Source organism: Paenibacillus tuaregi (assembly GCF_900086655.1).
In the GTDB taxonomy this organism is placed as follows: Bacteria; Bacillota; Bacilli; order Paenibacillales; family Paenibacillaceae; genus Fontibacillus; species Fontibacillus tuaregi.
The window spans coordinates 1935412-1961396 of the sequence record NZ_LT575476.1; the positions used below are offsets into that span (position 1 = coordinate 1935412).

The window sequence follows — 25985 nt, forward strand, 5'->3', positions numbered from 1 at the left end:
GAGCACAGTCTTTTGTCTGATAGATACATGAAGCATATTCAAAGTAGTATCTCATGTAGGTAAACCAAAGTAATAACGCGGATATAAAAGCGCAGTCTCCTACGTTATACGCGTGAGGGATTGCGCTTGTTTACGTTATATCAAACGAAAGGATGTACGTAAATGGAAACGGCAAAGTGCGCTAATTGCGGAGAAGATACCGGACAGGTATCATCCGATAATTGGGCGATATATTGCGCCAAGGACGAATGTAAGAAAGCGTTCATGGACGATGTTATTGCCTCCGCTATGAAACCGAAGAGAAAGCGGAAGGAGACTCGTTAATATGACCGTTGATTTATCGCAAGTATCCACTGCGGATTTACACCGCGAATTAGCGCGTAGAGAAGGCGTAAAAGAGATCGTATACGGTCCGGAAGATAACGTTTATATCTGCGGTAACGATGGCGTTATTATCGACGATTACGGGCCTGTTCGCGTATTGGTTAACGCTGATTAAAGCGCTGTTTGTCCGCAATGCTTGAGCGGATGAACGGCGCTCCTTTTATTACAGAAAGGAGGCGGAATGATGGCGAAGCAATTAACGTCAGAACAATATATAGCGATAGAGTGGCTCGCTAAGCCGCGTAAGGGCGGTAAGACATACGAGGAGATAGCGCAGATGTGCGGAGTTACAGCGCGTACGCTTGAGAACTGGCGCAAGGATGCGACATTCGATGCGGAGTTTAAGCGTGCTATTGTTCGTGATAATAGTGCTAAGCTTCCGGAACTTATTGATTCGTTATCTACGATTGCCATGCGTGATGGAAACGCAGCAATGGCGAAGCTTGCGCTGCAGGTCAGCGGAATGCTTACGGATAGGATCGAGGTTGATACGAAGGATAACGCAGGAACGGATGTCGAAGCGTTGAGGGCGCGATTAGAGGCGTTGAAGCTCCGTAAGGATGGCGAATCCGAAACAGCGGAGTAATTAGCGCATTATATGAAGCGATTCGTGGGCGGGGACTTCGGATGCTTTCGGATCGCTCCGTTTTATCAACGAGAGGGTTCCGGCGCACGGCCCTCCGAAAACTTTCGAAATAGGCGGAATTGGCCGCCGGAATCAACGGATTATATGCGGAATAGTACAAACGGTGGGCGATCGGCGGGCATGTTCGCAGACTCATTCGCACGAAAAACGTTGATGTGGCGCGGTTTTAGTAGGCGGGGCAGGGGCGGAGACTACTACGCAAAATGTAGATTTTGTGAATATGTAGGTCGCGTTAATGCGATGAAGTGAGGGCCCCCAAGGCCCCCTCCGAAATCGGCCGTTTCTGGTCCGTCTATAGTCCGCGTATCAAAATTAACTTTTGACTTTGCGAGGGGCTGCGCACAATGCGTAAGCCTCTTGCTTATTATTGCCGTGAAATTAGCGGAGTTATCACGAGAGGGGAACGATTACCCTCGGCCGTAGGTAATTGCGCTAATTTTACGTCTAAAATCGCTGAAACGCAGGTGAAAGGGATGATTGCATGGTGGAGTTTACGGTAATTATCGCGGAAACAGCCGAAAAGGCTGCGGAGATTAACGCGCTTCTGCCGCCGAAGACGGACAAGTTTTGTATTCAAGCGTACTATTACGGTTATGCGTTTTGCGGACTTAGCTACAGAGGTACGCGTCCGACAACGGTACTATCACTCATCCCTCTGCGTGATGACGACGAGTGGGTGTGCCAATGCCTTCACCAGATCGGACGCCATGACGGAAGTACGCGCTGGATCATTCCGGAAGCTTAAAGAAAGGAGGCGATATCTATCGCTTGGGTTAACGGTAAATGGCTAACGCGTACTGAACGCGAAGCCAAAATTAACGAAATTGCTGCGTTACTGGACGTACTAGATGGCGTAGATATCGCCGCACTTAGTCCGGAAGACGCGGCCGAGATCGACGCACAGCTGGCGGAGTACGAACGCCTAACGCGAATCCACCGCTGCGAAACGAACCTGATCGAGTTTGCGCTTGAGTATTTTAGCGAGGCGCGCAATCCCGGCAATGACGGAAACTGGGACGGGTTCGATATTACGAAGTACGACGAGGCGCCGGAGTTCCACCGTGAAATCTGCGCTCTAATGGATGACGTAAGTAACGTCCATACCAACGACAAGGTAGCGGAGGCGGCGCCCCGTTCTCACGCTAAATCAACGTATTTATCAAAGGCGTTCCCGACACGCGAGATCGTGTACCGCAAGCGCAAATACGAGATCATCATATCAGAGACACCAGCGGTAAGCTCAGCGAATCTCGATTGGATTGCGATGCAGCTTAAGAGTAACGCGAAGCTCCGGGCGGATTTCGGTCCGCTGTTGAGTCCGAAGCAGCAAGAGAATCCGAAGGATAACTCGTCCGAGTTTATTGCGTGGGAACCGCGCGATGATGGTACGAAAAAGATGCTGACGAAGGTTGAGGCGGCATCAACGGGTCAGGCGCTGCGAGGCCGGAACTGGAACGGCGTGCGGCCGGATCTTATTATCTGCGATGATCTTGAGGACATCAAGTCGAACGCCGCCACGCCAGAACTCCGCAAGAAATTGAAGGATTGGTTCTCGCAGACCGTCGTACCGCTCGGCGATCCGCGAGGAAAGAAGACGGCCTTTGTTTACATGGGAACAACGGTCCACCACGAAGCGCTGCTCGTTGACGTTCTATATAACCGGTCGGACTTCAAGAGTCGCGTGTATCGAGCTGTTATCGAATGGCCTGAGCGGATGGATCTTTGGGAAGCGTGCCGGCTCGTATATAAAGACCCCGACCGACCAAAAGAAGACCGCGTCAAGGATGCGCTCGCCCTCTACGAGTTGAATCGCGAAGAGATGGATCGCGGAGTGGTCGTATTGTGGCCGGAAGCGCAGCCGATATGGAAGTTGATGACGTGGAAGTGGGATAACGGGTCGAAGGCGTTTAATACCGAGTACATGAACAACCCCGTTGATGAAGAGTCGATGATATTTAACCCGGAGAAATTCGTGTACTGGGATTCGGGGATATTTCGCGACTTGTTAACGCAGTATCCTCGCCCGACCGATGAGTTTGACGTTTATATGGGCGTAGACTTCGCGATGGGGAAGACACGGGGAGACTATTCCGCAATTGTAACGATCGCCCGCCATAAAGAAACCGGAACAAAATACGTTATTGATGCGTTCGGCGAACGGATAAAGCCGGACGCCTTTTTGCGTGTGATCGTCGAAAAGGCGCTCCGCTTTCAACCGAACGCGATAGCGGCCGAAGCGCAGGCAGCGCAGGAGTTCTTCGTTATGCAACTTAAGGACGCATTAAGAGCGAAAGGCTATCCCGGCCACACGCGAGTTAAAGAGATACACCAAAGATCGCGTAAGGACCTGCGGATCGAGGCGCTCATGCCAGATATAGAGAGCGGAGCAATTCAGTTTTCGCGGAAACATTCGCTGTTGCTTGAGCAGTTCGAGATGTACCCGGCTGGCTCTCATGACGATTTGCCGGACGCATTAGAGATGGCAGTAAGTATCGCAAAGATTGGGCGGAAGAGAATAAGAGAGAAGCCTAATTGGTTGTGACCTAGTTGACATAAAAATTATGTACAAATGTATTATTTAAGCTATCTACAAATACAATCTCTAGAACTTGTCCTTTTTTGATCTTGTTAAAATTTTTGATCCAAATTAGCTCTAAGGTGGTAACGACTAGTTCCGTCGATGATGCAGGCTCAAGACGAAGGGGGAAGTTATTCTTCATTGCTAACTCGTCGACCGCAGGTTTATCTGGCCCCCAAATTCGTATTATTTTTAAATAACATGACTCAATTGTTGTAGGAACAAGGCCGACATTAACTAGTTTAATCGTGAGATACTCTTGTCCATCTGCAATGCCTTTCCAACTTTTAATATTTAATCTTGGCTTAGAGTTAAAACGAGCTTCTCTGGCTAAGCGGAGAGAAACTACTACTGCCCAAACAGTTCCGATTGATCCAACCCACTGACCCATAGCCGACCACTGTTCCGGAGTTAATGAATAGAAAAAATTAAACATGTTGAATTCTCCCATTTCAGATATTATGTCCTATTTTAGTATAAGAGAAAGGAGTTGTGTACTATGGGGAAGTTATTTGCGCCAGGCCAGCAGTATCCCCCGCCGAAGGACATACCGCGCCTGGCCCGTTATAAGCGCGGCAAAACGATATTTGACGGACGGCACCCGGAAATCTACGAGCGGGCTTCTTCGTTACTCAAGGATACACCACACGCTGCGCAGCTTAAGACGCTCTTTATCGCGGTTAACTTGATGGATATTCTGCTTACGAAGCCTGCGGATTTGCTGACAGGAGAGCCCCCGACGTTTGAAGCGGGAACAGGAACGGGCACACGCGAACAGGTACGTCTTGACTCGATTGTTGAGGAAAATGACATCACGCAGATGATGCATGAACTGACGATCGGAGGCGGCTACCGCGGAGACTCGTTCGTCAAAACGTATTACGGTGCGCGGGCGGACGTAAGTGAGACGGCCGAACTCGGACTTGAAGCGCCAGACACGGAACTTGAACCGATTATCGAAGCGGTACGAGCTGATATCGTGTTTCCGGAGTTGTCACGCGGATCGCGAAAGAAGTTCAAAGCGATCAACATCGCATGGATCGATTGGGTCGAAGAGCCCGGCGGGAAGGTAATCCGTTGGCTAACGGGCAGTCCCGTATCCGTTGTTCCGTACCTTAATGTAGAACGGCACATCCCTGGCTATATCGTGTATGAGCGGTACAAGCTGTCGGAACGTGGGGTTGATACAAAATGGAGCGTGCCAATTGATACGTACACAATCGGGGAGCAGGTCGCTACCGGACGTGAGGAGGACATTGTACGGACAGGAACGGACCGTCTCCTAATTCATCACATTCCATACAAGAGCGTAGATGACCGTTGGGAAGGGATCAATGGCGTCGAGAAGCTTGAGAGCGTGCTGAGCGCGATAAACGAACGATTAGCGCAGATCGATTATATTCTTTGGAAACACAGTGACCCGTGGATGTACGGTCCGGACGACCTTGATGACGGTGGCGAGGACGGAAAAGTACGCGGTGGTGGCCGATATATCCCGGTCGGTAAAGAAGACACAACGCCGGGGTATCTAACGTGGGACTCGCAGTTGGAAGGTGCGTTCAAGGAACTTGATATCCTACTCGGACTCGTCTACCAGATGAGTGAGACGCCGCAATGGTTGTTCGGCACAACGCTCGCTAACGACAAAGGCGGCACCGGCACGTCTCACACGGATTCTGGCGCAATCAAAGCACGGTTTATGCCGATCCTGGCGAAGGTTAATCGGATACGAGCGCACGTAGACAAGGCGTTCCGTGACGCAATATGGACAGCGATGCAGCTCGAAAACTATGCGAACAAGGACGTAGAAGGCTTCGAGCGGTATGAACCGGTATATCCCGTGATTAACTGGCGCGATGGCATACCACAAGATCCAAAAGAGGCCGCAGAAGTGGCGAACATCCGTACCGGCGGCAAGCCGACCCAATCCGTAGCGGATGCGATCAAGGAACTCGACGGGGTTAGCGACGCTCAGGCGCAGGAAATGGTTAAGCGCATCGACGACGATGAGCAACGCGTTAGTGGCACTGTAGACGGCTCGATATTTAACGGGGAGGCCGCGTAATGGTCGCCGAGGGTCTGGTCCCAGTATACGACCGCGATATTGACGTCCTGGTCCGAGCGTACAAGGAAGCCGTACGATCCATAGGCGCTGAGTTGTCGCGCTTAGATTTATCGGACATGTCTCGCGCTAACGCTAAGGCGGCACTCGCCGAGGTTGCGAAGATACTCGCGGACCTGAACGAAGAGTCAGTAGCTTGGGTCAACGCACACATTCCGAAGGCGGCTACGGACGGTGTGGCGCAAGCAATTGTTAGTCTAGGCGCGGCCAAAACGCTCGATGAGGCGGAGAAGATCGTAAGGTTTAACCGGATTAACCGCGAGTTTGTTGCGACAGCCGTTGCGGACACGCAGGCGGATCTCTTGGCCGTTACTCAAAACATTGACCGCAAGGTGCGGGTAGCCATTCGCCAGGCCACCGCTGAGTCGATGCGGGCGAATCTCGCTAAGGGCGTGAATGGACGTCGAACGATAAGCCGAGATATTCTCGACCGAATGCGGCAGACGCTCGGTAACGCAGTAAATACCGGGGTCATAGACGCAGCCGGCCGTCGCTGGAAGCCAGAAACATACGTCGAGATGGTCACGCGGACGAAACTAGCACAGACTCATCGCGAGGCTACGATGAACGAAGCGCTTGGTCGCGGCGCATTGTACGGACGCATATCGAGACACGGCGCAACGGATGCGTGCAAGAACTACGAGGGATTGATCGTTAAGCTAACGCCGGATGCGCCGGGGAGTTACCGTTATATCGGCGACCTACCTCGACGCGAGATATTCCATCCGCGCTGCCGACACGTGATTACGCCAGTACGCGACCCGTCGAACGCCCTTTGAGGCGTTTTTATTTTGTCCAGACGTGGAATGACGTTAAACTCTACGGATATTTGTGCTGACGAGCCTTATACGGGAGGAAACGAAATGACTAACGATACTATGCGCTTTAGATATCCGCTTAATCTTCAACTATTCGCGGAACCTGACCCGACGCCAGATCCGGAACTACAACCGGAGCCTACGCCCGAACCGGAAAAGACATTCACACAGGCTGAACTCGATGACATTGTTGCGAAGAGACTCGCAAGGGACCGAAAAGGCCGTGAAGACTACGAGGACATTAAAGCGAAGCTTACTGCGTTAGAGCTAGCGGAGGCAGAACGAGAGAAGGCGAAACTATCCGAGACGGAGCGCCTGGAAGCGGAGAAAGCCGAAGCACTTAAGATCGCAGAGGATGCGAAAGCCGAGCGTGATAAAGCACTGACTGCCGCTAACCAACGCCTGATTAAAGCGGAGTTCCGGGCGATTGCTCGCGAGCTGAACATACGTGCTGATGCGCTAGACGATGCTTACGTACTTGCCGACCTATCCGCGGTAAAGGTCGATGATGACGGAAATATTGCCGGCGTGAAGGACGTAGTTGAGGCGTTGTTAACAAATAAACCGTTCTTGGCGGAGCAGCCTAAATCGCAACCGAAACCGATCGGCGGTGCGAGCGGCGGTACTGATCCGGTGGACAAGACGAAAGAGCAGTTACTCAAGGATGCTGCGGATAAGGCGCGGAAGACTGGCCGTATTGAAGACCAAGCTGCATACGCGAAATTGAAACGAGAACTTGGATTATAAGTGGAGGCGCACCGAAAATCGGGCGTCTTTTTGTTTTGCCAAAAAACATATTACGGAGGAATCTAAATGTCTAAAATTTTGTCTGGTGAACTGATTGGTAAACGCGAGTCCGTCTTGGACCAACTTTTGCTCTTGAACTCATACCAAACGCCGCTAATTGCAATGCTCGGTTTTAGCAATCCGGTAACACAAGTCGAGCACATTTGGTTCGAGGACTCTATGTTCGCGAACGAAAGCAAAGTAACTACAGCCGCGGCGGTTGACGCAGTTGAATTGATCGTTGCTGATACTGAACCATTCCGCGCTAACCAAGTTGTTAAGATCGGCGAGGAGCTGATCCTGGTAACTGGTGTAGATGTGGCCGGCAAGAAACTCGCAATCATGCGGGGGTATGCCGGAACTAAAGCGGCAGCCATTACCGCCAACGCGGTTATTACCGTTCAATTCGTCGAAGGTTCTGAGGGGGCTGACGCTAGGGCTGGGCGTTCCAAGCCTCGTGTAAGAAAGTCCAATATTACGCAAATCTTCGATGAGACCGTTGAAATCTCTGGAACAGCAGCGGCAGTTGCAAACTACGGTATCGACGACCTATACGAATATGAAAAAGCTAAGAAGCTGCTGGAACTGGCGCTCCAAGCGGAAAAGGCATTTATCGGCGGTGTTCGTTACGAAAACGGCGTTGTTCGTCAGATGAACGGCATCCGCAACATGCTACAGACTAACGTTACCGATCTGAAGGGCGAAGCTCTTACAATGGATGTCCTCAACGACTCCCTGCAGGCAATCCATACGAAAGGCGGATTCAAGAGCGGCGGTAACTACGAGATTGTAGTTCCTGCAACTCAAAAGCGTGTAGTCGGGAAATTCAGCGATAATCTTCTCCGCATTAATAACGGCGATGAGACACGCGGTACTGTCGTTAATCGCTTGATCACTGATTTCGGGGAATTTGATGTTTCAATCAATGATAACCTGAACGCAGACGAGACGCTGATCCTGGATAAGAATCGTATTTCTCTAAAAGCGTTGAACGGCCGTGATTTCGGTCATGAATACCTCGGTAAAAAAGGCGATTATTATCAGGGCCAAATTGTCGGCGAGTACACGCTTGAATTGCTGCAGGAAGCCGCCCATGCCCGCATCAAAGGCGCTAAAACGAAGTAATCGAGAGGAGGACGAGTAAATGGCGGTATTTCAATCGAAGTACCGCGAACTCGCCTTCTACGTTGACGGTCAGCGTTACGCCTTTTCAAGCGGAACCTTTTCGACCGATGACGCGGAGGTAATCGCGGTACTTGAAACAATGACGGATGCAACACGGATCGACGCAGATGAACCGAAAGCGGAGGATAAGCCAAAAACAACACGAAAGCCTGCGGGTAATGCCTCCGGAAAATAACGGAGGTGAGCCGCATGGCAATTACGGTAAACGACGCAGATACGTACATTAACGCAAATTGTATCAATATCGACGATTGGACGGAGTGCGACGTCGCGAAAAAACAACGGATCGTTACGGTCGCAGGACGCACACTTACGAACAAATATCCGAAATATAAGATACCTGACGCGGCAGTGTATGAATATGCAAATGAGCTGGCGATCGCTTTTAACGATACGAACGCGTTACAACAACAAGGCGTGGCGGCATACGGGGTTACCGGAGTCGCCACGTTTACGTTTAAGGACTGGGCGAAGTCCGGTCTTGAAGCGTGGATTCCGGAAGCTGCGCTAAACCTTATCGGCACAGAAAACGGAGTGAAGATCGGCAAGAAAGCGGCGAAGTGGGTGACGATGTAATGGCGCTGATTCCGTTAAAACAAACAGTCACACTTATGAAGCTAACCGGGACCGACCCGGATTACGGTGATCCCGTCTACAGCGATCCCATTGCGCTGAAATGCCGATTTCAAGAAGGCGTTAAGCTCGTCCGGAATCAGCGCGGAGAAGAAGTGGCCGCTGTCGGAACGTTCTTTTTCGGCGGGCTAATAGACGTTGGTCTTAGCGACACACTTACGCTCACTAACGAATTAGGCACGGTTACAACGTACAAGCCAATCGCAATAAGCGTTAAGAGGGCGCTCAGCGGAAAGCCGTTACTAACGGAGGTGGACGTATAAGTGACTAAAAAATCTGTAACATTTGATTCTAGTGTTTTAGTAATAACACTAGACAGAACTAAGGGAAAAACGCGCGAGGCTGGGGTAATTGGTATGCAAGACGCAACTGACGATTTACTTTTAAAATCACGTGACGAAGCTCCGATGGAAGAAGGTGTTTTGCGATTAACAGCGTTTAGTGAAGTGACTGCTTCTGAAGATAAAGTAACCGGCAGCGTCAACTACAGCGCGGTTAACCAGTCTGCTGACGGCAGGCGTTACAATTACGCGCTGCGTACACACGAAATGGGAACTTTTAAGAATCCATCCACTCCTGGAACAAAGCCGAAGTATCTCGAACGTCCACTAAAGGCCAATATTAAACGCTATACTCATATGATTTCATCGACCATCCGAAAGGGGTTAGGTTGATGATTGCTGTAGCGGATATTAACGCATACCTCCGGACAATTCCGAATCTCGGCGGCACGCAGTTCGTGGGTAATGAGTTCGCGGCAACAAGTCCGGACGATTGTGCGTATACACGGGTTACTGGCGGGTATGCTCCGTCAGAGTGGACGTCAAAAGCGAAGCCGTCGTTCCAGGTCGTATTGCGTACGAAACTGGCAAGCGTTGCCGAGACGAGAGCCAACGTGCTTTATGCGGACTTACACCGCAAGACCGAGTTTAATTTCGGTCAGACCCGCGTCGTGAAGTGCGTAGCGGACCAGTCGGCGCCGCTATACCTCGGGAAAGACGAGAGCGGACGCACACTCTACTCGCTGAATTTTACGATAACCACAATTTAATATACGCAGATAACGGGGCTGCCTTCGGGCGGCCTTTTTGTCGTGCGCAAAATAGGAGGAACGCTTTAATGGCGCAAAATATTGAGAAGATCGAGCTCGGGCCGGCGATCGTCGAGTACGGCGAGGGGGCGGACAAAGTCGTATTTGAAACGACTGTCGGCGGTATTAACCTGCAGGTCGAAACGACGTATCGCGAACAGAAGACGGACCAGACCGGTGAGACCATCGTATCCAAGCGTATCACCGGCCGTAACGTTTCCGTAGAAGTTCCGTTCGCGGAGTATCAACTCGAAACAATCCCGAAAATCATGGTCGGAGCTGAGGCGGTAACAAGCGGGGGGAAAACGAAAATTAACGTCAAAACAGGCGTCGGACTGGACCTTATCTCGGCCGCGAAGAAGGTCGTTATCAAGCCAGTAGCTCACAAGACGAACGCAGACTTTTGGGTCACGCTGCCTCTCGCATTCCCAGAAACGGACCTCCAATACAATTACAACAACGATAACGAGCGGATCACTAAAGTGGTTCTTCGCTCGACTCCGGATGTGGATAACGTGGTCGCTATTTTGGGCGACGAGAGTATCAAGTCTACTACACCTTAACTTACCGGGCGGGCTTCGGCTCGCCTTTACTTTTTAATAAGGGGCGAAAATAATGCGCAATTTGCGAGAAGCTTTTTTGCGTTCAGATACAGTGAAAATCGGCGGAAAATCCGTCAAGGTCAGTAAAATTACCATCGCACAGTGGCGTGAGCTATTAAGTGTGATCCACGCACTGCCGCAGCTATTAATCACGGTCATGACTGCAGCTCCGGAAGATAGACTTCCTTACTTTCTCGTTGCGATTGAGAAGTCGCTAACTGACGTGGTGAACGTTGTATCCGTTTTGACCGAGTTAGACGCGGAGTGGATAGAGAATAACGCCGGCGTTGACGAACTGGTTGCGTATTTTGTGGCGGTAGCAAAGGCTAATAACTTCGGAGAACTCCTAAAAAACGGACAGAGCGCTCTGAACCTAGCGAAGCCGGTAACGGAAGTAACGGATCAGGGCGCAGCATAACAATTGATGACTACCTTCTCGAATGCGCAGTCCGGCTCGGTAAAACGCAGATTGAGTTCGAACACGGGTACTACGTAATGGACCTACTCGACGTGATGGATGCACTAAAGCGTGTTAATGCGCAAGATACGCTTTCCGATCTAAACGTTGCGGTCATGTCCGGCACTACGGACGTGGACGGATTCAAGCGATTTGCTGGCGAGCTACAGAAACAAGCGGGGTACGGTTCGGAGCCTAGCACGAATCAGTTCGACCAGGCCGGATTTGAACGGATGAAAATGAAATTAAAGCTTGGAATTTAGCGCCTTTAACGGGGCGCTTTTTATTTTGCCCGGAAAGGAGTGAAACGGTGAGCGATACAGTTGATATTGGAGCCATCAGGGCACGGATTGATTTAGATATCTCACAGTTTAACAAGGGTGTAGACACAGCTAAGAGTAAACTGACAGGACTGGACAGCTCCGCAGAGGAGGTGAACAAGTCATTTGGTTTGCTTAAAGCAAGGATGGCCGAACTCGGCGCATCTTCTGCGCAGATCGATAAGATAAACGCCGCGATTCGAAAGGCTAATCCGGAGATCCTACGTAAACAGATCGCCGAGGTAACTGACGAGATGCGGAAGCTAGGTCTATCCTCTACGGAGATCAATAAGGTAACGCAAGAATTACAGCGGAGCGCAACCGGGGCATCGATGGCGTCGCGAGAAGTTAAAGCGCTCGCCCTAGCTTACGCAGGACTCGCAGCGGGTATGGCGGCAATTATCGCGAAATCGGTCCAAACAAGCGCACAGTTCGAGCAGGCGATGGCTAACGTTAAGGCCATTTCGGAAGCGACCGGTAAGGAGTTCGAACAACTACGTAAGCAGGCGATTGACCTCGGGGCGGCAACGGTATTTAGTGCGGCACAAGCGGCCGACGCACAGGCTAATTTAGCACAGGCTTAAATTCGGGCCAGTTCGATGGAAACGTCGTCCTAAAAATACTCAGTGAACTCGGTGAAAGCTAATCCTTCCAGCGCGCATCAATTTAGCACAGGCGGTGACAGTTTGAATAAAAACTGCGACGGTTGCGGAAAATCGATACGCGTATCCAAATATAAACTAAGGAATCAAAAGTACCATTTCTGTAATAAAGATTGCTATAAATCCAATATAGGAAGATTCTTTAAAGGCAGTCATAATCCCAATTATGATCGAGTAGAGTGCGTTTGTGAAAATTGTGGAGAGAAGTTCCTTCGCAAGCCATCGCAAATTCGCGGAAAAAGAAGTTACTGCGGGAATGCTTGCCGAATCGAATCCCTTGTTCGTACTCCTAACACACCCAAGATAAGAATCTCCCGTGCCTGCGATTATTGCGGGAAAGTAGTAGAGAGGACTCCTTCTCAATTAGCGGGTAAAAAGAACATCTACTGCTCAATGATGTGCAAGGATGCGCATGCCTCTATGATTTATAGTGGTAAAAACCACCCCTGCTATAACCCCGATATCACGGATGAGGAGCGTATTTCAAAACGGAAATTTCCTGAGTATTTACTGTGGAGGGGTGATGTGTTTCTCAGGGACTCTTATACGTGTACTTGTTGTGGAGACGCTAGGGGCGGAAACTTAACAGCACATCATATTTTTAATTATTCAGAACATCCACACTTAAGGTTAAGTGTGTATAATGGGGTAACGATGTGCGTTGACTGCCATAAAAAATTCCACGATACCTTCGGATACACTAAAAATAATCTCGATCAACTTATAGAATTTTTCAGAGAGTGCGGCGGGGACGTCAGCACTCTCTTTGCGTTGGAAGGAACGCTAATACCGAGCCAAGCCTGCTAGGAAACTACAGGAAGGTGTAGAGACTAGGCGGATTACCCTAAACCTCTTTGGCATGGGGAAACGCCCACGAGCGCTGAGCACCCTAACGTTATTTACGCGGGTGAAGATATAGTCCGATACTCCGGAGAAATCCGGAGAGCTAAGGATAAAGAGCCTTAGTGTAACAATTGGGATTTAAAACGAACGAGATTCTCGCGGCTATGCCCGGAGTACTATCGTTGGCAGCAGCGGGACAAGTAGACCTCGCAACGACTGCGGACATTGCGTCGAGTATATTGCGCGGATTCGGACTCGCCGCAACGGAAACCTCACGAGTAGTAGACGTGCTTGCAAAGTCGAGCATCGACACGAATTCGGGCGTTACGGACCTGGGATATGCCATGAAATATGTCGCGCCTGTTGCAGCGAATATGGGCGTAAGTATCGAAGAAGCCACCGCAGCTGTCGGCGAACTCAGTAACGCCGGTATTAAAGGCGAAATGGCCGGGACACAACTTCGCGCTATCTTACTCGCGCTTGCCTCTCCGTCCAAAGAAGCGGCGGCTTATATGGATAAGCTCGGCATTAGTATTAAGGACAGCGCGGGCAACATTAAACCACTCAGCACGATCGTTGGTGATCTCCAAAAAGCATACGGAAGACTTACGCAGGCTCAGCAGGCAGACGTAGCCGCAACGCTAGTCGGACGCGAAGCAGCCTCGGGGTTTATTACGCTAATCAATAACGGCAAGACCACTCTCGACAACTATACGGCATCCCTACGAAACGCGGGCGGAACGGCAGAGCGGGTGGCCGGTACGCAAATGGACACGCTCAAGGGCGCAACGGATAACTTGTCCTCGGCGCTAGAGTCCGTCGGTATCACAGTTGGCGATAAGCTTGCGCCAGCTATTCGATCGGTCGCTGAGTTTATTACGAATTTGCTAACGGGATTTACGAATCTTAGTGCACCATTGCAGTCCGCGATAGTTGCGTTTGGTATGGCTACCGCAGGCGTGCTCGGACTTGTAGCGGCAGTTGGGGCGCTTACCATCGCATTCAACGCCCTAAACGTTAGCTTTCCGATATTGGGTGCGGTCGCATTAGCTGTCGGTGCAGTTACAGCGGGCATAACAGCACTCATTTCCAGCAACAACGAGGCGGCGGAGGCAACAAAGAAACACGACGAAGCACAACAGTCTCTAAACGAGACGTTGAATAAATCACCTCTAAAAAACTCGGTGGCAGATTTGGAAAACCTCCGGCAGAAGAGCGATGAGCTTAACGGTGTCCTTAATGAACGCGCTAAGTTGGAGAACCGATTGGCGCAAATTAAAGCGGCAGGGGAGCGTGGGGAAGGTAGCCCGGCGATGCTATCTGAGGCAATGGACATCAACGATGCACTAGAAGAGATGGACGATAAGCTTCGGACAATGGGTTACGATGGCGTTGACCAAGCCAAAGAGAAACTAAAAGAAATGAAGGACACCGTTGACCAATCCGTGCCGGCCTTATTGGAAATGAAAAACGCCGAAATCGCGGACCTGGCTGCTAAAAACGAAAAGGTTAAGTCTATGGAGGCGCTTTTTGCGCGCTACAAGGACCTGTCCTCCGCACAATCTCTTAATGCCGCGCAGGAACAAGAACTCGCGGGCATTGTTGAACAGCTACGTAAACAGTATCCGGACTTAATTCAGAAACTCGACGCTACGAATCGGATGCGTATCCAAAACGTCGACACTATCGGACAACAAATTAAGGCCGACCGCGACTTTGTTACGAACTCGGCGTCGAGTATGCAGACGTATATTGATAACCTCATTAAAACTACGGAAGCGCAAAGAGCCGCAGTTGAGGCACAGATAAAAAACTATGCGGCTTTATTAAGTGCCATCCGTGCGGTCGAATCTGCAAAACCCGGTCCACAGAAAAGTACGCCGGCAACAAGCGGAGGTCTTGCTCAATACATGAGTGGTTCGGATAAGGCTTTTTTAAACGCGCGGTATGAGGGGATGAAGAAGTCTACCGAAAAAGGGAATCAGGAAGCCTATGACCAGTTGCTTGTTCTGGAGCAGACTGAGCAAGAGTTAAAACGGAAAAAGGACAGCCTTTCCTCGGGGAATTTCGGCAACATAAAGACCGGCAAGGGCGTCGATCTCTCAACGCCTAAAAAAGCGAAAACGGGGAAGGAGAAGAAACCGAAGGCCGGAAAGTCCGCGGCAGAACTGGCGGAGGAAGCCGCAAAGAAAGCGTACGACGCAGATATCGCAACAGTTCGTTACAAGGCGGAAATGTACGATTGGTCTGCGGATCAACAAATTGCTGCGTACAAAAAGGTACAGGCTGCGCATAAGGCGTACTTAGCCACGCACCTCGAAGATGAGCGTACGATGAATCTGCAGCTCAAGCGGCTCGCGGAGGATAGCGCAAAGGCTAGGTACGATTTCTCTGCGGAATGGATCGCGAAGGATCAGCGCCGTATGGAAGAGGCCGGCAAGTCTGACGTAGAGATGGCTCAAGCTCGACTTGACGCGTGGACTCGCGTTCTTAAGCGCTATAAGAAAGACTCGGACGAATATAAGCAGGCGGACGAAGAAGTGTACAAGGCCCGCAAAGACCTGGCCAACGCTCAGAATAACGAAGCGAAACGCCAGTACGACGCCTCATCCGACTGGATCGACGCTGAAGAACGCCGGATGCAGGACGCCGGCAAGTCTGAACAGGAAATTGCGCAAATGAAGCTAGAAGCGTGGACGCGGGTCCGCAATCGCTATACGAAGGACTCCGAACTCTATAAACGTGCGGACGACGAAATGTATAAGGGCCGAAAGGACCTTACGGAGAAATCTACGAAGCTGGCGGAGGATCTCGTTAAGAAGGAAAAGGCTGCGATTGATCGCGCTAAGAAAGCGGATTTGGATGCGATTGAGGAACGCAAAAAGGCGTTCATTGACGCCCAAGACGCGAAGATCAGGGCGATCGAGGAGCAGATAGCGAAGGAAGCGGAGCTAAATATCGATGCCGATTACGAGACGCAGCTCGCCGAGAAACAAGCACGCGCCGATTTACTTTCCTCCGCCGTCGGTCCGGAAGGCATCCAGGAGCGAGAAGACACGCTGAAAGAAATCGAGCGTATGAAGCTCGAACATGCCCGCGATCTCCGTAAACGCGAACTCGAATCGCAAAAGGATGCGCTTCAGGATGAAAAAGACACGAAATCGAAGGCGTTTGATGCGGAGAAGGACGCGACGGCCGCTCAGTACGAATCGTTGGCGCAAGCCTTCGAAAGCTATTCCGGAGACATTAAAACGATCGAGGCCGCTATCTCTACGTTCCGCGTTAATCAAAGCGCAACAGCTAACGCTCAGATACTCGCAGAGCTTGATACGTTTGTGTCGCAATACAACGCGAAGATGGCGACAATTGCGGCAACCAAAGCGGACACATCTCGCGCCGATGACCTGGCGGAGTATAACGCAAATAAGGACGCGTGGACAGCGGCCAAAGCGCGGGGAGACTCGGCGGAAATGGCGCGGCTGGCGGCTCGCAACGAGGCTATCCGTAAGCAATACGGGATCACGCAAGACACCGGTAAGCTGCAGTCATTTAGCGCAGGGGGTATCGTACAGGGACAGCGCGGAGCAGCCGTTCCGGTCATCGCTCATGCGGGCGAGATCGTACTTAATCCGCAGCAACAAGCAACGCTATGGGCGACTTTAAGCGGCGGTCCATCGTTAGCCCCGTCTACAACTACACCGGCGCAGTCTATCGTTAACCATATCGATATGAGCGTGAATGACGTGGCGCTGACCGATAAGGCCGATATCGAAACGCTTTATAGCGAGCGCGAACGGGTAGCTGCCCGGATACAGGCGCAAGGGGTGAAACTATGATTTACGACGTGTGCGTAAACGGAACATGGATATCGACATTAGGCGCTTCTCTTTTTGAGAGGCGTCTTCCTATTTTGCCCGGCGAAGAAGAGAACACGGTGCGGCTCGCGGGAGTGGACGGCGTAGTCGATTTCGGCGGTTCCTACGGTAGTCGGCCGATTGAGCTGACGTTAGAAATTACGGCGGGACCGGCGGAGTTTCACCGCACGTTGGCCCGGCTCGCCCGTTTATTTAACGCTAATCGATCGGAGATGACGCTAGAGTTTTCGGATATGCCCGGCAAGTATTATCGCGCGTGTTATGCGGGGACATTGGCGCTAGATTCGCAGATAGGTTCGCGGCTTGTCAACGTCAGCTTGCGCATGAACGATCCGTGGCCGACCGGTCCGGAGCGTGTTACGGAACTAACTATTACGCAATCACCGCAAGTGATTAGCGTTGAGTCTGCGGCGGATGTGCGGGCGCAGCCGGTTATTACGCTGACGAACACCGGGGCGAGTACAGTCCGACGATTTGCGATAAAAAATGAATATTTACTGGAAGGGTGAACTAAATGAACGTATCCAACTATCTCGCCAAGGCATTACTCAACGAGACGTTTCGCGGCATTGAATATGTTAAACCGGATACCGTATATATGGCGCTATACACGTCCAATCCCACGGCAGCCGACACGGGCCGGGAAGTTACAGGTGGGGCATATGCGCGGCAGACGTTAACATTCGCGGCTCCTACGGTTGAGAGCGGAAGGCAGACGATTAAGAACAGCGCAGATATTCAGTTCCCGGTTGCTACCGCAGATTGGGGCACAGTGACACACATGGGCATACGGGACGCGGCTACGGGCGGGAACTTGCTATATTACGGACCGTTGGACAGCCCGCGAAGCATCCTTACAAATGACCGATTTAAGATGCTGGCAAACTCCGCTGTATTGACACTGAGTTAAGGAGGCAATTAGATGGCACAAAAACCAATGTACCCGGCAGCGGTAAACAGTAAACAGACGGAGCTATCCGCGCCGATAGACGCAACACAGACGACTATACCCGTATTGGATATCTCGGTCCTTCCGGCAGCTCCTAACTTGCTCACGGTCGGTACGGACGAAACGGCGGAGACGATCCTTTATACAGGAATTAGCGGCAGTAATCTAACGGGGGTAACGCGGGGTTTTCAAGGGACAGCGAAGGCGTGGACGCAGGGAACCAAGCTGGCGAGATATTTTACGGCGTACGATCACGATACAGTACGGGATAATCTTGCGGATTTGGATACTCGAGTAATGGCGGCACAAACGAAGGCTGATGGCGCAGAGACTCCAACGGGCGCGCAGGCTAAGGCAGACGCAGCCAAGACAGCGGCAATAACCGCAGCGGCCACAGATGCAACCACAAAGGCAAATACTGCGGAATCAAACGCTAAAGCATACAGTGATACCCAAGCAGCAATTGGTAATATCCTGCCGAATTCCACAGGGCAACTGGGTCTTAGCGGTTGGATTCCTAACGTAGCTGGGAAATTCAGCGTAGCTAATAAGGGCACCAACTCGCCCTCCTTTTTTATTCACGGGCAACCTACGACTATAGCCGAATACGCTCAAAGTGACCCTATAGTTGTAGAGTCGGGTGTACAATATAGCATTTCAGCGGACTTTTTTACTTTTGGGGCTACAGGCGGAGAAATCTTCCTACAGGTGGCAGACAACCCAGTAACGACCACTTTAGCCAAAGTTACTGCGCAAGCAAATTCGGGCTGGCATAGTAAGAGCGCCACATTCACAGTGCCTTCAGGGGTAAGTTCTATTGTTGTAAGGATGTATGTATCCGCTGGCCTCCCTGCCGTGGCTAAGTGTTTCAACCGAATCATGCTTAATATGGGGGCAACGCCAGCGCCGTGGAATGACGTAGCTAGTAATGCATTGCTTTTTACAAATGTCAGTAATGGGAAAACTGCGATCGCTTCCGCTATTACTGGCAAAGAGGTACCTGCTTCAGGGAGCGATACATTTGCACAGTTGGCGACAAAGATCGGGCAAATAAGTGCTGGTAAAAAGTCGGCATCAGGCTCAACTAATTCGGGTACCGTTAATAGAGGTTCCATAGATTTAGGGTCAACAAATTATGGTTCAAGTTATGACTTAACAGTGTCAGGTTTAAGTTTCACGCCGTCCACAGTACTTGCGGTTCGAGCTGATGGAGATCGTACTCAATTCACATATAGATTTTTAAGTTCCAGAGGCACCTTGTCCGAGGGCATCCGAGTCGGAGGCAATGCGGGGCAGTCTCAAGCCGATATAAGAAGTGGGGGGTTTACTCTACGTGTTCTAGGAATAAACGTTCCATACGAATGGATGGCAATAGAATAGGAGGGGATTTTGTGCAAATAGGTAACCGAATATTTTACGACCAAAAGGGCGAAATCATCTATCAAACTGGCGAGATGCAAGGGGATGTGTTGCCAAGAAAAGAAATCACAGAATTGAACTATGTTGATCTTGAATATGGTGCTATCGACTTGACCAAGCAACGTATTGTAAGCATCGACCCAGTAACAAAACGCCCAGTGTTAGAAGCTATTGAAACACCACCCACGCCAGAACAGCAGCAGATTAAAAATTTAGAAGACCAGCTATTGATCTTAGCAGACCAATCTACGGGAGGGATTTTGTAATGGTAAACCAAGTAGTTGTACGTATTGCGGCTGAACGGATTATGACAGGCGGACTCAATCCTAAGACAAGCAAGGTGTATGTGCTGGACGATATTACAAATCAAGACTATCGCCAAGCTGTAGAGGACTATATCCTGGAACACACTGAGGGCATTTAAGAACGGGGAGGTTAGCGTATGTTTAACCGTGCATCTCCATTTAACCGCCTAACCTATAATCGACCGCTTACTGTATTTGTCTACGGCAGTGCAACGCTCCACGGATCAGGCGGCATGACCGCAGCGGCCAACGTGGACATGACCGGATCAGCCCGGTTAGAAGGCGAAGGGTCTCTGTCGGCGGATTTTGTACGCGAAATAGTCTTTGCTGCCCGTATGGACGCGGAGTCCAGTATGAGCGTGTCTTTTATTCGGGAACGAATGCAAAGCGCTGTATTACACGGTATAGGGACGCTTAAGGCTAACGGCAGCCGGTACCATGTGGATGAGATTACGTTTACCGGACCGTTCAAGCCGGGGGATAAGATCGTTATAGACTCCGGTAAAATGACGATCACACAAAACGGCGTAAATGCGTTATCACTTTTGGCGGGCGACTTCTTCGATCTCAACCTCGGCAATAACGAACTCACGTACACGGACCCGGAAACCGGACGCGACATTCTTATCCGGATTTCCTACCGCGATAAATACTTATACTAACGGAGAGGAGGCCGCAGATTGAAGTATTTACAATCGTACGACAGGTACCGCAAACGCATCGGCATCCTAACGCAAGCTTACGACATCCAGCGGACGCGCCGGATTAACGCGGACTATTCGCTTACTTTCTCGGTCCCGATGACGTCCGCTGACTTTCGTGAAAAGCTGCCGTTAAAGGGCCATGTGATGGACGAGCGCGGCCAATACTACGTCATCAACTCACGCCAACGAACGCGCGACGGGCGGAAGCTAATCGCACAAATCACTTGTACTCACGTTATGTTCAAACTAACGGATTATAAATTCCCGTACGCATCGTACATGGCTGAGGGCTACGGGATTCACATATCGCAACTAACAGCGCTCATCCAGACGGCAACGGGTGGGCGCTTTACAATTTCCGTAGATGATACGTTCGATCTCGTTGACGTTAAGGACTTCGGACGGGGCAACTGCCTGCAGGCGCTAAACGACGTTGTGGCGATGTATGGCGCGGAGGTCGAGGCGGACAACTTTACGATTCATCTGCGCAAGAAGATCGGAAACCCAGCGTCCGACTTACAGTACCGGATCGGTAAAAATATCGTATCGACTTCGTTTTCGGACGATGGCGGCTCGTTATGCACACGCCTATTTGCGCAGATGAAGGACGGCCGTACATGGATCGGACAGCCTGCGTCGATATTGAACGCAGAGGAACAGGCGCGACTCTCTGCGATACCCGGCGCTATTGTTAACGGGAAACTGGCGGTTAATTACCTCGTGTCTCAATACGCAGAGACCTGGACGAGCGACAGTGTCCCGTTCTATGACGACGAGTTAATCGCGCAGGATATTACGGACCCGGCAAAGCTTGTTGTCGCGGCCCGGAAGGCGTTGGCTGAGCGGGAAATCCCTGCGCTTGAAGTATCCGTTAACGCTGCGGACTTGTTTAAGATCGACGGAACGGAGCCGAAGCCGGGCCTCGGCGATACCGTAACGCTCGTTGACCCGGAACTCGGCTTAACGAACATTAGCGCGCGAATTACCGAGCTCACGGAATACCCGTTCGAGACCGATAAGCACTCGCAGGTCACGGTCGCAAACATCATGCGTCGGGATTACGCGCAGATCATTGCGGATCTCGATAAGGCCAAGCGGACATTCACAGACTTGTTGAGCGGTGGCCGGATACGGGCAGAGGCGTTCGAGGAATACGCCAAACAAGCGGTTATTGACGTCAACAACTCGAAGACTGAGGTTAAGTACGATATTCGCGGAATCCTCCTGCAGGACAAGACGGACGCGCGGAATCAAGTCGTGCTCACATCGAATGGAATTACGCTATCTACGGACGGAGGGGCCACCGCAAGGACTGCGATCACGGCTCGCGGAGTAGTAGCGGAAACAATCGTCGGCCAGCTCGGTTCCTTTGTGTCGTTGCTGATCGGTAGCGGCAATAACGTCACGCAGATTAATACGAACGGGATTGCGGCCGGCCATGCGAACTTTAACAGCGCTCCGTTCCGGGTGGATATGGCGGGCAACTTGACTGCGAACAAGCTAACGGCTAACTCCGCGCAGATCAATACGTCTAATCTGAGCGCATCGACGTGGAAGGACGGATATTTTTCCGGAAATATAACGGCGGTCGGCGAAATAACAGGCGGGACGATAACTGGTGCGTTGCTGCGGACGTCTACGAGTGGGGCCCGAGTGGAAATTGACGCGAGAGGTTGGCGGACTTACGATTCAGGCGGTCGGCAACGCATCTCGATTAACACGAACGATTCATACGGTATGAGCGCTATTTCCTTCGCGACTTCAAGCGGGGGCGGCTCCGGAACAATTAACGGATCGGACTCCGGGATGCAGCTTTATTCCTACGGGAGTATGTTGATCGCGGCGCTATCGGGCGGTACCGTTCAGTTTCAGGGTACGGTGGACTTCTCGAATGCGAGTCCGGTCGGGCTTACGATTGATTCGGTGAAAGATTTACGACTGCTACTTAGCGGAAAAGTTGACAAAGGGGCGTCCACCCAACCAACAACTGCAGGAGCCCATAACCACGGAATCCGTGACGGCGCGCAGTTTAAAGCAATAGACGGGACAGTATACACATGGAACGCCTACGACGGCTTCACCCATCAACATTCAATTTAGCGTAAATCTATTGAAACTTTCTTCCAGTTCAGACGATAATAGATATAACAAGTATAAGGGGGCTGTCTGAATGAAGAAGTTTGTTGCCGGCGTGGTTGTAGGCGCTATGTTATTCGCAGGAACATCCGTATTTGCCGATTCCATTAAGGGATTAATAGGAATGAAGGTGGGTGCTACATATGAAGTAATTAAAAATGGGAAGAAGATTGGAGACGCTGCTTTAATTGGAGACAAGGCATATGTACCGGTTCGTGCAACCTCAGACGCAGCGGGTATTCCGCTAGTTGTAAAGGGGAAAACAATAACTATGGGTGAGGTTGAAGCTAGTAAAGACAGGGCCTACAGTCCAGAAGATACCGCAACTTTAGGACAGATTACAACTTTGGAAAACGATATTCGCGGCTATGAAAAAGACCTAGCATACACTGAGGAATCAGAGATTAAGCCCCTTCAAGAGAGACTAACTGCTCAACAAGCAAAACCTGAAGATACTCAGGCATATAGGGAAGGAATCAAAATTCTACAGGATAAGATTAAGGATCGCCAAGACTACGCGAGTTCTTTAAAAGCGAAAATTTCAGAGTCAAAGGCGAAGATCGACGCACTCAAAGCGCAATTATCCGCTAAATAATCGAATAACTAAACGCAGGGCGTGGCCGTAATGGCTGCGCTCTTTTTTATTGTGACGAAAGGGGACACGTATGAAATTACGCCAATTACTCGAATGTACCGTAGACCTGGCGCACCCGTCCGCTGAGTTGACCTCAGTTATTAGCGCTGTCCTGTCTGCGATTCCAAGCGTGGAAGAACGCGCCGAGATCCTGCGCCGGATTGACGACGAAATCGTGGTCGCGCTGGCTGCACTAGAAGAGGCGGAAGTAACGGAGGAGGAACCGGCCGATGGCGGAAATGGACGTACTTAAGTACTTTCTAACGCAGGGACCTTTCGCTATTCTCTTCGTTTGGCTTCTTATTTACGTCATGCGCGCGAATAAAGAACGCGAGGGCCGCCTGCAGGACCTGCTCGATAAATTTTCGGAGAAGTACGACGTGATTATCGGGGAGCTCCGCGAGATGAAAGACCGATTCCCACACGGAAAGGATTGACGAAAGAATGCAGAAAAAGGGCAACTTCCTGCTTATGGACAAGTCGGAGTTCCGCGGATGGCTGGCGGGGCAGAAGATCACGCGAACGATTACGAAGATGCAGGTTCACCACACGGCCTCGCCTAATTACGTGACGCGACGAATGGTTAACGGAGTCGCACAGCAGGACCATTTCGCGTGTCTCGAAGGAATGCGGAACTATCATCTCAGCGAAGGATGGTCCGGCACCGGCCAGAATATCACAACGTTTGAAGACGGTAAGATCGCGATTAGCCTCGACCGTGATCTTAACGCAACGCCGGCCGGCATTAGAGGCGCAAACACCGGCGCACTTTGCATCGAGAACGTCGGCAACTTTGATAAGGGCGGCGATACGATGACACCGGCCCAACGCGAGACGATCGTTCACCTTTACGCGTGCTTGTGCGAAAAACTCGGACTCACTCCAAGCGTCAACACAATCGTTTATCATGCGTGGTATACAGCGGATGGGACCTGGCTCGGTGATTATAGCGCGGGCAAATCGAGCAAAACGTGTCCCGGTACGAACTTTTGGGGCGCAGGCAATACGAAGGCGGCCGCACAGAGTACGTTTATACCCGCGGTGGCCGCAGAACTTGCGAGATTAAAGAACGGAGGCAGTGACGTGAAAAAGGACGAGATTGTAGCGGTGAAAGTGAACGGGAAGAAGATCGCGGAGGGCATAGTGGATTGCGGTGTGACGTATATACCGGTCCGGGCCGTAGCCGAGGCGCTAGGCGCCAACGTAGCCTATGACGCGAAGACGAAGATGGTAACGATTACGAAGGAGGGTGCGTAATTATGTGGAAGCGGAAATTAGCGAGTCGGAAGTTTTGGGCGCTACTGATCGCGTTGGTAACGTCGGTACTGACGGCAACCGGCGCAGGTGAGAACGAAGTCCTGCATATTACCGGGATTATCGGCGCGGTCGGCTCGTGCGTTGCGTATATGCTGGCGGAGGGGTTAGCGGACGGAGGCGGAAATAAAGACGAATAAAAATAGCGCTCACTTGCGGATAGGATTCCGTGGGTGGGCGCTTTTCTTCGTTTATATTTGCGCGAGTAGTTCTTTGCGTTTCGCTTCGTATTCTTCGTCCGTGATTAACTGTTTGTTTCGTAACTCGCTGAGCTTCTCGATCTTTGTAAAGACATCGTCCGAGGGCTGGGTACTTACATGCTGGGCGGATTGTTGCTGGTGGCTTGGAGCTGGCGCAGGGCTGTTTTGCAATTTATAAATAAGCTGCTCAAGTCTTAAAAAGTGATCGAAGTTGTCGCTTATCATTACTGTATTCTCATCTTGCGCATAATCAAAAGCAGTGCTGTATCTTTTGGTACGGTCGCCGACCCCGGAGGCAATTATTTGAAAGTGCCCACGAGTTAGAAGGTTTGGCTTCTTTGTTTGGATTGATGAGATACTTTTAATCGTATAAGTTTTAAATGACTTACGGTCAAGGAGTTTTCCACGTAATAAATAGACTACGCTCTCCGTAACCGCCAGCAGACCGTTAACGCCCTCAGCCCAGTCAAGTATATCTTTTTTATTAACTCGTTCTATAAGTTTTTGATGGAGTTTAGACATATATGATCCTCCTGAACTATTTATACAACTAATCTACCAAATATCCCCAAGGAATTCTATATGAAATTAACTCTTCACAAGGAACTGGCCGCTTAGATACTCACGCATCAGCTTCCCGGCCTCCGCAGATAAAAATTCCCACATCATTCCGCTTTCTCCGGTATACCCGCGACAAATAAATCGCGCCGTTACGTCCTTTGGTCCGCGCTCAACCTCGTACACTTTAATGCCGCGCCGCCTAAACTGCCGCCGAATCTCCGTTAGATCCTTCGTTACCCGATCGGCCGCTTGCGTAATTATGCCCGTATAAATATCCGGTGATTTGACCGCTGACGCGATCAGTTTACTATCGCGTTCAAATACCGTCAGGATCATCGGTAGTAATATGTATCGTTTAACTAGCGTAGTTTCTTCGTCGGTTATGTATCCGGGAGCCATACGCCACACCTCCGTAAAACACGAATATATGTTCGTATTATAAAACGGGAATCGGCGGCAGGCAAGCGGTAAATTGCGCATTATACGAGGTGTTGACACACGTGCTAATTTCGTGTTATTATCTAATTCGTTGCCAATAACGAATATTGCGCGTAAGCAATCGCAAGGCATTTCGTAAGTCGGTACGTATCCCATGCGTAAGAACGAATATTACGCGTAGGAGAATAGCGGAAGTTGGCGCATACGCGCCGGGGTGGCGGAATTGGCAGACGCACAGGACTTAAAATCCTGCGGTAGGTGACTACCGTACCGGTTCGATCCCGGTCCTCGGCATCCGAAATACATAGCTGTAAACCAGACAAG

General features: G+C 50.8%; 34 protein-coding genes and 1 tRNA gene. 32 read left to right on the top strand and 3 right to left on the bottom strand.

Annotation, left to right across the window (positions count from 1 at the left end; all coding sequences use genetic code 11):
- Positions 1-325 precede the first annotated feature (325 nt).
- The 4 genes from BN6628_RS26095 (at position 326) to terL (ending at position 3572) form a co-directional block, all read left to right on the top strand.
- Positions 326-499: a hypothetical protein gene (locus BN6628_RS26095; RefSeq protein ID WP_157692469.1), complete on the top strand. Its 174-nt coding sequence runs from the start codon at positions 326-328 to the stop codon at positions 497-499.
- Positions 500-565: 66 nt separating this feature from the next.
- The gene (locus BN6628_RS08815; RefSeq protein ID WP_068616573.1) at positions 566-970 is read left to right on the top strand and encodes a helix-turn-helix domain-containing protein; all 405 of its coding nucleotides are present in this window, start codon (positions 566-568) and stop codon (positions 968-970) included.
- Between the two features lie 541 nt (positions 971-1511).
- Positions 1512-1775 (top strand): hypothetical protein, encoded by a 264-nt coding sequence (locus BN6628_RS08820; protein ID WP_068616575.1) that lies wholly within the window; start codon positions 1512-1514, stop codon positions 1773-1775.
- A gap of 333 nt (positions 1776-2108) precedes the next feature.
- Positions 2109-3572 carry a phage terminase large subunit gene (gene terL / locus BN6628_RS08825; RefSeq protein ID WP_068616577.1) on the top strand — a complete coding sequence of 488 codons (1464 nt, stop codon included), beginning with the start codon at positions 2109-2111 and terminating at the stop codon, positions 3570-3572.
- Between the two features lies 1 nt (position 3573).
- Here the strand turns inward: terL and BN6628_RS08830 are convergent, their stop codons facing one another.
- Positions 3574-4044 (bottom strand): hypothetical protein, encoded by a 471-nt coding sequence (locus BN6628_RS08830; RefSeq protein WP_068616579.1) that lies wholly within the window; start codon positions 4042-4044, stop codon positions 3574-3576.
- Positions 4045-4107: 63 nt separating this feature from the next.
- Here BN6628_RS08830 and BN6628_RS08835 point away from each other — a divergent pair, with 63 nt between their 5' ends.
- The 27 genes from BN6628_RS08835 to BN6628_RS08955 all read left to right on the top strand — a co-directional run bounded on the left by BN6628_RS08835 (position 4108) and on the right by BN6628_RS08955 (position 24602).
- Positions 4108-5673 (top strand): phage portal protein, encoded by a 1566-nt coding sequence (locus BN6628_RS08835; RefSeq protein ID WP_235847609.1) that lies wholly within the window; start codon positions 4108-4110, stop codon positions 5671-5673.
- Positions 5673-6509, top strand: a complete 837-nt coding sequence (locus tag BN6628_RS08840) for a phage minor capsid protein (protein WP_068616581.1) — start codon at positions 5673-5675, stop codon at positions 6507-6509. Before BN6628_RS08835 ends, BN6628_RS08840 begins: the two co-directional genes overlap by 1 nt.
- An 84-nt stretch (positions 6510-6593) precedes the next feature.
- Complete coding sequence (locus tag BN6628_RS08845) at positions 6594-7295, top strand: phage scaffolding protein (RefSeq protein ID WP_068616583.1); 702 nt, start codon at positions 6594-6596, stop codon at positions 7293-7295.
- Positions 7296-7361: 66 nt separating this feature from the next.
- A complete protein-coding gene (locus tag BN6628_RS08850) occupies positions 7362-8459 on the top strand; it encodes an SU10 major capsid protein (RefSeq protein WP_068616584.1) in 1098 nt (365 codons plus the stop codon).
- Between the two features lie 19 nt (positions 8460-8478).
- The gene (locus tag BN6628_RS08855; RefSeq protein WP_068616586.1) at positions 8479-8694 is read left to right on the top strand and encodes a hypothetical protein; all 216 of its coding nucleotides are present in this window, start codon (positions 8479-8481) and stop codon (positions 8692-8694) included.
- 14 nt (positions 8695-8708) lie between these two features.
- Complete coding sequence (locus BN6628_RS08860) at positions 8709-9095, top strand: hypothetical protein (protein WP_068616588.1); 387 nt, start codon at positions 8709-8711, stop codon at positions 9093-9095.
- Positions 9080-9415, top strand: a complete 336-nt coding sequence (locus tag BN6628_RS08865; RefSeq protein ID WP_148449272.1) for a hypothetical protein — start codon at positions 9080-9082, stop codon at positions 9413-9415. The genes BN6628_RS08860 and BN6628_RS08865 overlap by 16 nt, the downstream gene beginning before the upstream one ends.
- Entirely contained in the window at positions 9416-9826 is a 411-nt protein-coding gene (locus BN6628_RS08870) for a hypothetical protein (protein ID WP_068616592.1), read from the top strand. It abuts the gene before it with no gap.
- Positions 9826-10203 (top strand): minor capsid protein, encoded by a 378-nt coding sequence (locus tag BN6628_RS08875; RefSeq protein WP_068616594.1) that lies wholly within the window; start codon positions 9826-9828, stop codon positions 10201-10203. The genes BN6628_RS08870 and BN6628_RS08875 overlap by 1 nt, the downstream gene beginning before the upstream one ends.
- Positions 10204-10271: 68 nt before the next feature.
- Positions 10272-10805 carry a hypothetical protein gene (locus tag BN6628_RS08880; RefSeq protein WP_068616597.1) on the top strand — a complete coding sequence of 178 codons (534 nt, stop codon included), beginning with the start codon at positions 10272-10274 and terminating at the stop codon, positions 10803-10805.
- Between the two features lie 52 nt (positions 10806-10857).
- Positions 10858-11262 (top strand): hypothetical protein, encoded by a 405-nt coding sequence (locus tag BN6628_RS08885; RefSeq protein WP_068616599.1) that lies wholly within the window; start codon positions 10858-10860, stop codon positions 11260-11262.
- 77 nt (positions 11263-11339) lie between these two features.
- Positions 11340-11564 (top strand): hypothetical protein, encoded by a 225-nt coding sequence (locus BN6628_RS08890; protein ID WP_068616601.1) that lies wholly within the window; start codon positions 11340-11342, stop codon positions 11562-11564.
- A 47-nt stretch (positions 11565-11611) separates the two neighbouring features.
- Positions 11612-12205 carry a phage tail tape measure protein gene (locus tag BN6628_RS26610; protein ID WP_068616603.1) on the top strand — a complete coding sequence of 198 codons (594 nt, stop codon included), beginning with the start codon at positions 11612-11614 and terminating at the stop codon, positions 12203-12205.
- A gap of 498 nt (positions 12206-12703) precedes the next feature.
- A complete protein-coding gene (locus tag BN6628_RS26945) occupies positions 12704-13090 on the top strand; it encodes an HNH endonuclease (protein WP_392397633.1) in 387 nt (128 codons plus the stop codon).
- Between the two features lie 167 nt (positions 13091-13257).
- A complete protein-coding gene (locus BN6628_RS08900; RefSeq protein WP_068616605.1) occupies positions 13258-16962 on the top strand; it encodes a phage tail tape measure protein in 3705 nt (1234 codons plus the stop codon).
- Positions 16959-17510, top strand: coding sequence for a phage tail domain-containing protein (locus tag BN6628_RS08905; RefSeq protein WP_068616607.1), 552 nt, complete (start codon positions 16959-16961; stop codon positions 17508-17510). The genes BN6628_RS08900 and BN6628_RS08905 overlap by 4 nt, the downstream gene beginning before the upstream one ends.
- 5 nt (positions 17511-17515) lie before the next feature.
- A complete protein-coding gene (locus BN6628_RS08910; RefSeq protein ID WP_068616609.1) occupies positions 17516-17911 on the top strand; it encodes a phage tail fiber protein in 396 nt (131 codons plus the stop codon).
- Positions 17912-17923: 12 nt separating this feature from the next.
- A complete protein-coding gene (locus tag BN6628_RS08915; protein ID WP_068616611.1) occupies positions 17924-19330 on the top strand; it encodes a hypothetical protein in 1407 nt (468 codons plus the stop codon).
- 11 nt (positions 19331-19341) lie between these two features.
- Positions 19342-19635, top strand: a complete 294-nt coding sequence (locus tag BN6628_RS08920; RefSeq protein WP_089153541.1) for a hypothetical protein — start codon at positions 19342-19344, stop codon at positions 19633-19635.
- The gene (locus tag BN6628_RS26415) at positions 19635-19793 is read left to right on the top strand and encodes a hypothetical protein (protein ID WP_089153542.1); all 159 of its coding nucleotides are present in this window, start codon (positions 19635-19637) and stop codon (positions 19791-19793) included. The genes BN6628_RS08920 and BN6628_RS26415 overlap by 1 nt, the downstream gene beginning before the upstream one ends.
- A gap of 18 nt (positions 19794-19811) precedes the next feature.
- On the top strand, positions 19812-20336 hold the full coding sequence (locus BN6628_RS08925) for a phage distal tail protein (RefSeq protein WP_068616615.1): 525 nt from the start codon (positions 19812-19814) through the stop codon (positions 20334-20336).
- Positions 20337-20354: 18 nt separating this feature from the next.
- Entirely contained in the window at positions 20355-22478 is a 2124-nt protein-coding gene (locus BN6628_RS08930; RefSeq protein ID WP_068616617.1) for a phage tail protein, read from the top strand.
- Between the two features lie 70 nt (positions 22479-22548).
- Positions 22549-23109: a hypothetical protein gene (locus BN6628_RS08935; RefSeq protein WP_068616619.1), complete on the top strand. Its 561-nt coding sequence runs from the start codon at positions 22549-22551 to the stop codon at positions 23107-23109.
- A gap of 70 nt (positions 23110-23179) precedes the next feature.
- Positions 23180-23401 carry a hypothetical protein gene (locus BN6628_RS08940; protein ID WP_068616621.1) on the top strand — a complete coding sequence of 74 codons (222 nt, stop codon included), beginning with the start codon at positions 23180-23182 and terminating at the stop codon, positions 23399-23401.
- The gene (locus tag BN6628_RS08945; RefSeq protein ID WP_068616623.1) at positions 23379-23585 is read left to right on the top strand and encodes a BhlA/UviB family holin-like peptide; all 207 of its coding nucleotides are present in this window, start codon (positions 23379-23381) and stop codon (positions 23583-23585) included. Before BN6628_RS08940 ends, BN6628_RS08945 begins: the two co-directional genes overlap by 23 nt.
- Before the next feature lie 7 nt (positions 23586-23592).
- The gene (locus tag BN6628_RS08950) at positions 23593-24405 is read left to right on the top strand and encodes an N-acetylmuramoyl-L-alanine amidase (RefSeq protein ID WP_068616625.1); all 813 of its coding nucleotides are present in this window, start codon (positions 23593-23595) and stop codon (positions 24403-24405) included.
- Between the two features lie 2 nt (positions 24406-24407).
- Positions 24408-24602 (top strand): hypothetical protein, encoded by a 195-nt coding sequence (locus BN6628_RS08955; protein WP_068616627.1) that lies wholly within the window; start codon positions 24408-24410, stop codon positions 24600-24602.
- Between the two features lie 51 nt (positions 24603-24653).
- Here the strand turns inward: BN6628_RS08955 and BN6628_RS08960 are convergent, their stop codons facing one another.
- Together BN6628_RS08960 and BN6628_RS08965 are read right to left on the bottom strand one after the other, a co-directional pair.
- Positions 24654-25184 (bottom strand): SHOCT domain-containing protein, encoded by a 531-nt coding sequence (locus BN6628_RS08960; protein WP_068616629.1) that lies wholly within the window; start codon positions 25182-25184, stop codon positions 24654-24656.
- Between the two features lie 66 nt (positions 25185-25250).
- Positions 25251-25622 carry a YhjD family protein gene (locus tag BN6628_RS08965; RefSeq protein WP_068616632.1) on the bottom strand — a complete coding sequence of 124 codons (372 nt, stop codon included), beginning with the start codon at positions 25620-25622 and terminating at the stop codon, positions 25251-25253.
- Between the two features lie 247 nt (positions 25623-25869).
- On the opposite strand from BN6628_RS08965, the gene BN6628_RS08970 reads away from it, so the two are divergent.
- Positions 25870-25955, top strand: a tRNA-Leu gene (locus BN6628_RS08970).
- Positions 25956-25985 lie beyond the last annotated feature (30 nt).

What these genes read in the sequence shown, in the direction of transcription:
- BN6628_RS26095 (WP_157692469.1), top strand. Translation starts at nt 326, where the DNA reads ATGACCGTTGATTTATCGCAAGTATCCACTGCGGATTTACACCGCGAA.
- BN6628_RS08815 (WP_068616573.1), top strand. Translation starts at nt 566, where the DNA reads ATGATGGCGAAGCAATTAACGTCAGAACAATATATAGCGATAGAGTGG.
- BN6628_RS08820 (WP_068616575.1), top strand. Translation starts at nt 1,512, where the DNA reads ATGGTGGAGTTTACGGTAATTATCGCGGAAACAGCCGAAAAGGCTGCG.
- terL (WP_068616577.1), top strand. Translation starts at nt 2,109, where the DNA reads ATGGATGACGTAAGTAACGTCCATACCAACGACAAGGTAGCGGAGGCG.
- BN6628_RS08830 (WP_068616579.1), bottom strand. Translation starts at nt 4,044, where the DNA reads ATGTTTAATTTTTTCTATTCATTAACTCCGGAACAGTGGTCGGCTATG.
- BN6628_RS08835 (WP_235847609.1), top strand. Translation starts at nt 4,108, where the DNA reads ATGGGGAAGTTATTTGCGCCAGGCCAGCAGTATCCCCCGCCGAAGGAC.
- BN6628_RS08840 (WP_068616581.1), top strand. Translation starts at nt 5,673, where the DNA reads ATGGTCGCCGAGGGTCTGGTCCCAGTATACGACCGCGATATTGACGTC.
- BN6628_RS08845 (WP_068616583.1), top strand. Translation starts at nt 6,594, where the DNA reads ATGACTAACGATACTATGCGCTTTAGATATCCGCTTAATCTTCAACTA.
- BN6628_RS08850 (WP_068616584.1), top strand. Translation starts at nt 7,362, where the DNA reads ATGTCTAAAATTTTGTCTGGTGAACTGATTGGTAAACGCGAGTCCGTC.
- BN6628_RS08855 (WP_068616586.1), top strand. Translation starts at nt 8,479, where the DNA reads ATGGCGGTATTTCAATCGAAGTACCGCGAACTCGCCTTCTACGTTGAC.
- BN6628_RS08860 (WP_068616588.1), top strand. Translation starts at nt 8,709, where the DNA reads ATGGCAATTACGGTAAACGACGCAGATACGTACATTAACGCAAATTGT.
- BN6628_RS08875 (WP_068616594.1), top strand. Translation starts at nt 9,826, where the DNA reads ATGATTGCTGTAGCGGATATTAACGCATACCTCCGGACAATTCCGAAT.
- BN6628_RS08880 (WP_068616597.1), top strand. Translation starts at nt 10,272, where the DNA reads ATGGCGCAAAATATTGAGAAGATCGAGCTCGGGCCGGCGATCGTCGAG.
- BN6628_RS08885 (WP_068616599.1), top strand. Translation starts at nt 10,858, where the DNA reads ATGCGCAATTTGCGAGAAGCTTTTTTGCGTTCAGATACAGTGAAAATC.
- BN6628_RS08890 (WP_068616601.1), top strand. Translation starts at nt 11,340, where the DNA reads ATGGACCTACTCGACGTGATGGATGCACTAAAGCGTGTTAATGCGCAA.
- BN6628_RS26945 (WP_392397633.1), top strand. Translation starts at nt 12,704, where the DNA reads ATGATTTATAGTGGTAAAAACCACCCCTGCTATAACCCCGATATCACG.
- BN6628_RS08905 (WP_068616607.1), top strand. Translation starts at nt 16,959, where the DNA reads ATGATTTACGACGTGTGCGTAAACGGAACATGGATATCGACATTAGGC.
- BN6628_RS08910 (WP_068616609.1), top strand. Translation starts at nt 17,516, where the DNA reads ATGAACGTATCCAACTATCTCGCCAAGGCATTACTCAACGAGACGTTT.
- BN6628_RS08915 (WP_068616611.1), top strand. Translation starts at nt 17,924, where the DNA reads ATGGCACAAAAACCAATGTACCCGGCAGCGGTAAACAGTAAACAGACG.
- BN6628_RS26415 (WP_089153542.1), top strand. Translation starts at nt 19,635, where the DNA reads ATGGTAAACCAAGTAGTTGTACGTATTGCGGCTGAACGGATTATGACA.
- BN6628_RS08925 (WP_068616615.1), top strand. Translation starts at nt 19,812, where the DNA reads ATGTTTAACCGTGCATCTCCATTTAACCGCCTAACCTATAATCGACCG.
- BN6628_RS08935 (WP_068616619.1), top strand. Translation starts at nt 22,549, where the DNA reads ATGAAGAAGTTTGTTGCCGGCGTGGTTGTAGGCGCTATGTTATTCGCA.
- BN6628_RS08940 (WP_068616621.1), top strand. Translation starts at nt 23,180, where the DNA reads ATGAAATTACGCCAATTACTCGAATGTACCGTAGACCTGGCGCACCCG.
- BN6628_RS08945 (WP_068616623.1), top strand. Translation starts at nt 23,379, where the DNA reads ATGGCGGAAATGGACGTACTTAAGTACTTTCTAACGCAGGGACCTTTC.
- BN6628_RS08950 (WP_068616625.1), top strand. Translation starts at nt 23,593, where the DNA reads ATGCAGAAAAAGGGCAACTTCCTGCTTATGGACAAGTCGGAGTTCCGC.
- BN6628_RS08955 (WP_068616627.1), top strand. Translation starts at nt 24,408, where the DNA reads ATGTGGAAGCGGAAATTAGCGAGTCGGAAGTTTTGGGCGCTACTGATC.
- BN6628_RS08960 (WP_068616629.1), bottom strand. Translation starts at nt 25,184, where the DNA reads ATGTCTAAACTCCATCAAAAACTTATAGAACGAGTTAATAAAAAAGAT.
- BN6628_RS08965 (WP_068616632.1), bottom strand. Translation starts at nt 25,622, where the DNA reads ATGGCTCCCGGATACATAACCGACGAAGAAACTACGCTAGTTAAACGA.